The organism is Streptomyces sp. WAC05292 (genome assembly GCF_003949955.1).
In the GTDB taxonomy this organism is placed as follows: Bacteria; Actinomycetota; Actinomycetes; order Streptomycetales; family Streptomycetaceae; genus Streptomyces; species Streptomyces globosus.
In genome coordinates, this window is record NZ_RPSE01000334.1 from 1 (window position 1) to 7,150 (window position 7,150).

At 76.7% G+C, this 7,150-nt stretch carries 6 protein-coding genes; 5 read left to right on the forward strand and 1 reads right to left on the reverse strand.

All coding sequences use genetic code 11. The annotated features are described in order from the left end of the window. Positions 1-1,707, forward strand: a 1,707-nt coding sequence (locus tag EF903_RS25760) for a beta-ketoacyl synthase N-terminal-like domain-containing protein (protein WP_312845964.1), incomplete at its 5' end; no start/stop codon positions are given. A 227-nt stretch (positions 1,708-1,934) separates the two neighbouring features. Here the strand turns inward: EF903_RS25760 and EF903_RS25765 are convergent. Then, positions 1,935-3,047, reverse strand: a complete 1,113-nt coding sequence (locus EF903_RS25765) for an AfsR/SARP family transcriptional regulator (RefSeq protein ID WP_260615919.1) — start codon at positions 3,045-3,047, stop codon at positions 1,935-1,937. Positions 3,048-3,254: 207 nt separating this feature from the next. Here EF903_RS25765 and EF903_RS25770 point away from each other — a divergent pair, with 207 nt between their 5' ends. The 4 genes from EF903_RS25770 to EF903_RS25785 all read left to right on the forward strand — a co-directional run. After that, positions 3,255-4,076: an AfsR/SARP family transcriptional regulator gene (locus EF903_RS25770; RefSeq protein ID WP_125547040.1), complete on the forward strand. Its 822-nt coding sequence runs from the start codon at positions 3,255-3,257 to the stop codon at positions 4,074-4,076. Between the two features lie 183 nt (positions 4,077-4,259). Continuing rightward, positions 4,260-5,048, forward strand: a complete 789-nt coding sequence (locus tag EF903_RS25775; RefSeq protein ID WP_125547042.1) for a thioesterase II family protein — start codon at positions 4,260-4,262, stop codon at positions 5,046-5,048. Beyond that, positions 5,045-6,310 carry a beta-ketoacyl synthase gene (locus EF903_RS25780; RefSeq protein WP_125547044.1) on the forward strand — a complete coding sequence of 422 codons (1,266 nt, stop codon included), beginning with the start codon at positions 5,045-5,047 and terminating at the stop codon, positions 6,308-6,310. The genes EF903_RS25775 and EF903_RS25780 overlap by 4 nt, the downstream gene beginning before the upstream one ends. Before the next feature lie 3 nt (positions 6,311-6,313). Then, the coding region (locus tag EF903_RS25785; RefSeq protein WP_312845965.1) for a beta-ketoacyl synthase N-terminal-like domain-containing protein at positions 6,314-7,150 on the forward strand (837 nt) is incomplete at its 3' end.

The following is a 7,150-nucleotide window of genomic DNA, read 5'->3' on the forward strand; positions in this document are numbered from 1 at the left end:
GCCCCTGCTCCCCCTGTCGCCCCGCCGTCCGCTGCGGCGCCCGTCGCGTCCGCCGCGTCCGCCGCGCCGGGTGGTGGGGAGGCCGCTGCCGTCGCACCGGTCGCCGTCGTCGGCATGGCCCTCCGACAGCCGCAGGCCCCCGACACCGCCGCCGTGTGGCGGCAGATGCGCCGCGGGCACTCCACCGCCTCCGCCCCGCCGCCCGGCCGGGCAGCCACCGGCACCGGCCACTACCTGGACGCCATAGAGGACTTCGACGCCGAGTTCTTCGGCATCGGCCCCGCCGACGCCGCGCTCACCGACCCGCAGGAGCGGCTCTTCCTCGAAACCGCCTGGGAGGCGCTGGAAGACGCCGGCTGCACCGGCAGCCGCCTCGACGCCCTGCGCACCGACGACGGCACGCCCCGCAGCGTCGGCGTGTACGCGGGCGCCGGCGGCGGCGAGTACGCACTGCTCGCCGCCGCCGCCGGAGCGGCGACGGCCGGCGAGCGGGGCGACGGCGGCCCGGTGCCGCGCTCCGACACCTGGAACCTCGCCAACCGCGTGTCCGCGCTGCTGCACCTGACCGGCCCCAGCCTCACCCTCGACACCGCCGAGTCCTCCGTCCTGGTCGCCCTCCACCATGCGCTGGCGGCGCTGCGCCGCGGGGAGTGCCGGGCGGCCCTCGTCGGCGGCGTACGGCTGCTGCTGCACCCCTCCGGCCGGCCGCCCGGAGCGGGCGAGGCCGTCGGCGCGGTCGTGCTGAAACCGCTCGAACTGGCCCTCGCCGACGGGGACACCGTGCACTGCCTCGTCCGCGGCAGCGCCGTCGGACACGTCCCCGCCGGGCCCGACGCGGCCGGCGCGCCCGCGGAGCGGCTCGTCCGGGCCGCCCTCCGCGAGAGCGGGCCCGGTACGGACGCGGCGCCGCCCCGGGAGGACGCCGCCTCGGTGGCCGCCGCCGTCGGCGACGCCGGGGCCGCCACCGGCATGGCCGTGCTCGCCCGGGCCGTCCTCCGACTGCGCCACGGCACGCCCCTGCCCCGGCCCGGCCGGCCGGGCGCCGAGGACGCGGATCCGGCCGGCACGGCCGGCCCGGTACGCGCCGCGGTCTGCGCACGGGGTGCGGGCGGCGTGGAGGCGTACGCGGTCCTGGAGGAGTACGCCCCCGAGCCGGCCGCACCGCCGCCGCACTCCGCCGCGACCGAGCGGGACCGGGCCCGCGCCGAGCCGGCCGGGGGCCCGGGCGCGGAGGAGGCCGAACTGGTGCTGCTCTCCGCGCCCACCCCGGCCCATCTGGTCGCCACGGCGCAGCGGTTGGCCGACTTCCTCGCCTCCGCGGGTCCCGCGCCCGGGCTGGCCGCGCTCGCCCGCAGCCTCCGCACCGGCCGCGCGGCCATGTCCTGCCGGTACGCCGCGCTCGTCACCGGCACCGAACCGCTGGCCCGGCTGCTCGCCGGCCTCGTCCCGGAGGACGCGACCGACCTCCGCCTCGGCGGCGCCGACCCGCTGCGCCTGGGCGCCGTGCCCGAGACGCGCGCCTATCTCGCCGCCCTGTGGGCGGGGCGCCGCCTGGACCAGCTCCGCGACCTGTGGCTGGCCGGCGTCGACGTGGACTGGGCGGCGCTGGAGCAGGGCCGCCCCGGCGCCGGGGCGGCGGTCGTCCCGCTGCCGCCGTCGGCGTTCCTGCGCAGCACCCACCGGCTCGGCGGCGGCCCCGCCCGGTAGCGCACGCGGACGCGGCCCGTGCAGAACGCCCCCGCGGGGCGCCGGACCGGCCAGGCCGCGCCTGCTTTTCCCGTACGCCTCGGCGAACCGCCCTCGAGTCGCCTTCCGCGGGCCTTCCGGGCGGCGTCCGCTGTTTTCCGGCCGCCGAACCGGAAAACGCTACCGAGGTGCGCGGCCTCTCGCCGGACAGTCTTCCGGTCGAGAAACGGACGGGAATTACCGCACGCTTATCCGAAGGATGCCGGAGCCTTGTCGGAATTGACCGGCGGAGAAAGCCCCCACGTCGGATCGGCAAACGTCTCCGAGGCCCTCCGGCCGTCATCCGGAACCTGCCGCGGCATGCCCGGGCGGGCCGTCGCGCCGGACAGCTCCTGGAGCCGCCGCAGCAGGACCTGCTGCTGCCGGCCCAGCACGGCGATCCGGTCGCCCAGCAGTGCGATCTCCCGCCGCAGCGCCGGCAGCTCCGCCTCCGCGTCCGCCGCCCGGTCCGGGTCCGCGCCCGCCCCCGCGGCCGGGTCCGGGGCCGCCGGCGACGGGGCCGCCAGGGACGGGGCGTGCCGCAGGATCTCCTCCATCCGGCCGTGCAGCGCCGGCCCCGGCTCCACGCCGAGCCCGTCCACCAGCCGCCGGCGCGCGCGCTCGTACACGCCGAGCGCCTCGCCCTGCCGGCCGCACCGGTACAGGGCCAGCATCAGCAGGTCGTAGAACCGCTCCCGCAGCGGGTGGCGGGCCGTCAGCCGTTCCAGCTCCCGCACCGAGTCGGCGTGCCCGCCGCAGCGCAGCCGGGCCTCGTACAGCGTCTCCAGCGTGGTCAGCCGCAGCTCCTCCAACCGGTCCGCCTCGGCCGCGCAGATCGGCCCGCGCGCCCCGCCGTCCAGAGCCGGCCCGCGCCACAGCGCGAGCGCCGACCGCAGCAGGCCCGCCGCCCGGTCGGGATCCCCGGCGAGGAGCGCGCGGCCCTCCGCGGACAGCAGCTGGAAGCGCTGCGCGTCGCTCGACGCGCCGCCCGGCCGCAGCAGGTAGCCCAGCGGGTGCGTGCTGATCCACTCCGCCGCGTCGCCGTCAGGTCCGGCCGGCCCCTGCGGCAGCAGCCGGCGCAGCCGTGCCACGTGCGCCTGCAGCGCGTTCGCGGCGGACGCCGGGGGGCGGTCGCCCCACAGCTCGTCGATGAGCCGGTCCGCGGCCAGCACCTCCCCGGCCCGTACGACCAGCGCGGCGAGCAGGGTCCGCTGCTTCGGGCCCGACGGCACGACCCGCGCCCCGGTCCGGCCGTCGCAGACCTCCACCGGGCCCAGGATGCGGAACTCCACCCCGCTGCCGCTGTACGCGCCGAATTCCATGCTGCCTCCTCCGGGAGATCCGGTGGGATGCGCGCGAAAACCGACCCCGGTTCGAAATCTAGCAGCTCGAACAGGCGCTGCAAGCGCCGCCGTCGGAGGCCCGCTCGACGCCTGCTCAAGAATTCCGGGACATTGTCCGGGGCCGGGCTACCGTTCCCGTTCGGAGTCTGAAAATCGATGGGACTCGACAAACAGGCGGAGGAATCCATGAAGATTCAGGTTCTGGGTCCGTTGAGTGCCGAAGTCAACGGGGCGTCGATTGTTCCGACGGCCGGCAAGCCGCGGCAGATCCTGGCGCTGCTCGCCCTGTACCCGGGCCGCGTGATGCCCGTACCCACCCTGATGGAGGAGATCTGGGGCACGAACCTGCCCCAGAGCGCGCTCACGACCCTCCAGACGTACATCCTCCAGCTGCGCAGGCGGCTGGGCACCGCCATGGGCCCCGGGACGCCCGGCAGCGCCAAGGACGTCCTCGCGACCCGGCACGGCGGGTACCTGCTCCAGGTGCAGCCGCAGTCCGTGGACGTCCACGAGTACGAGACGCTCGTCTCGGGCGGCCAGAGCGCCTTCGAGGCGGGCGACGACGAGCAGGCCGCCGACATGCTGCGCAAGGCCCTCGCCATATGGCAGGGCCCGGCCCTCGTCGACGTGCGGGTCGGCCCGATCCTGGAGATCGAGGTCATGCGGCTGGAGGAGAGCCGCCTCGTCACCGTCGAGCGGCGCATCGACGCCGACCTGCGGCTCGGCCGGCACACCGAACTCCTGGCCGAGCTCGCCGAGCTGATCGCCCGGCACCCGCAGCACGAGGGCCTGCACTCGCAGGCGATGGTCGCGCTGTACCGCTCGGGCCGGCAGGCCACCGGGCTCGACGTCTACCGCCGGCTGCGCGCCCGGCTGATCGACGAGCTGGGCGTGGAGCCGTCGCCGCAGCTGCAGCGGCTGCACCAGGCGATGCTGACCGTCGACCCTGCCCTCGACGTGATCGCCGGACCGCGCCGCGTGTCCACGTTCGACCTGTACGCCGCCTAGCGGCCCGGCACCCGCCGCCGCTGCCGAGAGCCGCCGCCGAAAGCCGCTGCCGCCCCGCTCCTGCCGTGCCGCCGCGCCGGGCCGCGCGCGGTGCCGGTCCAGCAGGCGCGCAGCGGGGTTCGAGCAGGTCTCCAGCGGCTTCCGCGAGGGTCGGGACGACATCGCGGAACGGGGAGGGTGGAGATGGCGGTACGACTGCACTGCTTCGCGCACGCAGGGGCCGGGGACTCCGCGTTCCGGCGCTGGAGCCGGAGCACGGGCAGCGGCGTCGACACCATCGCCTGGCCGCTGCCCGGCCGCGACCGGCGCCGCCGCGAGCCGCGCGTCACCACCCGCGAGGCGCTCCTCGCCGACCTGGGACCGCTGTTCGAGCACATCGCCGACGAGCCCGGTGTCCCGTACGTCCTGTACGGGCACAGCCTCGGCGCGACCATCGCCTACACCGTCGCCCGCGCCCTCCGGCAGACCGGCCTGCCGCAGCCCGCGCTGCTCGCCGTCGGCGCCTGCCCGCCGCCCGGCACGCCCGCCGTGCTCGCGGCCGCCGCCGAACTGCCCGACGCCGAACTCCTCGCCGTCCTCGACCGGTACGGCGCCGCGCCGCCCGACGCCCGGCCCGGCGACGTGTGGCACCGGCACGTCATGCCCGTCCTCCGCGACGACCTGCGCCTCGCCCTGGCGCTGCGCGCCGCCGCCGACGGCCCCGTCGACGTGCCGCTGCTCGCCGTGGGCGGCGCCGACGACCGCCTGGCCGACGCGGACGCGCTCGCCGCGTGGGGGGACTGGACCACCGGCCGCTTCGTGCAGCGGACCCTGCCCGGCGGCCACTTCTTCGTCCGGGACCGCGAGCTGCCGCGCCTCCTCGGCCGGGCCGCCCGCGTCGTCCGGCGCGGCCGCGCGCAGCAGCAACAGCAACAGCAACAGCAGGAAGCACAGCGACAGCAGCAGGATCGGGAGCAGGGAGGGACGCGATGAGGCGCGTCGTCATCACCGGCATCGGAGTCGTCGCCCCCGGCCGGCCCGGCACCCGGGAGTTCTGGTCCCTGCTCACCGAGGGCCGTACCGCCACCCGCGCGATCAGCCTCTTCGACGCCTCCTCCTTCCGCTCCCGCGTCGCCGCCGAGGCCGACTTCGACCCCCTCGCCCACGGCTTCAGCGCCGAGGAGTGCGCCCGCCTCGACCGCGCCGCCCAGTTCGCCCTCACCGCCGCCCGCGAGGCCGTCGCCGACGCGGGCGCCGCCCTCGACCCCGTCCGCACCGGCGTCACGCTCGGCAGCGCCCTCGGCTGCACCACCGGGCTCGACGCCGAGTACGGCGTCGTCAGCGAGCGCGGCACGCGCCGCCTCGTCGACCACACCAAGGCCGTCCCCCACCTGCACGACTACCTGGTGCCCAGCTCCATGGCCGCCGAAGTGGCCCGCGCCGCCGACGCCCAGGGGCCCGTCGCGCTCGTCTCCACCGGATGCACCTCCGGCCTCGACGCGATCGGGCACGCCGTCGACCTCGTCCGCGAAGGCAGCGCCGACGCCATGCTCGCCGGCGCGACCGAAGCACCCATCACGCCGATCACCGCGGCCTGCTTCGACGCGATCCGCGCCACCTCCACCCGCAACGACGACCCGGCGACCGCATCCCGCCCCTTCGACGCCACCCGCAACGGCTTCGTCCTCGGCGAAGGCTGCGCCGTCCTCGTCCTGGAGGAGTACGGGCACGCCCGCCGCCGCGGCGCGCACATCTACGCCGAGATCGCCGGTTTCGCCTCGCGCAGCAACGCCTACCACATGACCGGACTGCGCCCCGACGGCGTGGAGATGGCCGCCGCCATCACCGCCGCCCTCGACGAGGCGCGCCTCGCGCCCGACCGGATCGACTACGTCAACGCGCACGGCTCCGGCACCAAGCAGAACGACAAGCACGAGACGGAGGCCTTCAAACGGGCCCTCGGGCAGCATGCGTACGAGGTGCCCGTCAGCTCCATCAAGTCGATGATCGGCCACTCCCTCGGCGCCATCGGCGCGCTGGAGGTCGCCGCCTGCGCCCTCGCCATCGAGCACGACACGGTCCCGCCGACCGCGAACCTGCACGAGCCGGACCCGGCCTGCGACCTCGACTACACCCCGCTCACCGCCCGCTCGCGGCGCACCGACGCCGTCCTGACCGTCGGCAGCGGCTTCGGCGGCTTCCAGAGCGCCATGATCCTGACTGACCCCGGACTCACCCCGAAGGCCGAGGACTGACCGATGAGCACCACCGCAGCCACCGCAGCCACCGCCCCCGCCGCCCCCGCCGTCACCGGGATCGGCGTCGCCGCCCCCAACGGCCTCGGCCTGAAGGCCTGGTGGGCCGCCGTACTCCGCGGTGAGAGCGGCATCCGCCCGCTGACCCGCTTCGACGCCTCCCCCTACCCGGTGCGGCTCGCGGGGGAGGTGCCCGGGTTCGTCGACGAGGAGCACGTCCCGAGCCGGCTCCTCCAGCAGACCGACCGGGTCACCCGCCTGTCGCTCGCCGCCGCCAAGGAGGCCCTCGACGACGCCGGCGCCGACCCCGCCGACCTGCCCGACTACGCGGCCGGCGTCGTCACCGCCAACTCCGCCGGAGGGTTCGAGTTCGGGCAGCGCGAGCTGGAGGCGCTGTGGAGCCGCGGCGGCCGGCACGTCAGCGCGTACCAGTCCTTCGCCTGGTTCTACGCCGTCAACAGCGGGCAGATCTCCATCCGGCACGGGCTGCGCGGCGCCAGCGGCGTCATCGTCACCGAGCAGGCCGGAGGCCTTGACGCGACCGCGCACGCCCGCCGGCAGATCCGCAAGGGCGCCCACCTCGTCGTCACCGGGGGCATCGACTCCTCGCTGTGCCCGTGGGGGTGGGCCGCGCACCTCGCGGGCGGCGGGCTGAGCACCGAGCCCGACCCGGCGCGCGCCTACCTGCCGTTCGACCGGGAGGCGAGCGGGTACGTGGTCGGCGAGGGCGGGGCGCACCTCGTCCTGGAGGACGCCGCCCGGGCGCGGGAACGCGGGGCGCGCGCCTACGGGGTGATCGCCGGGCACGGGGCGGCGTTCGACGGGCCCGCGGGCGGGGCC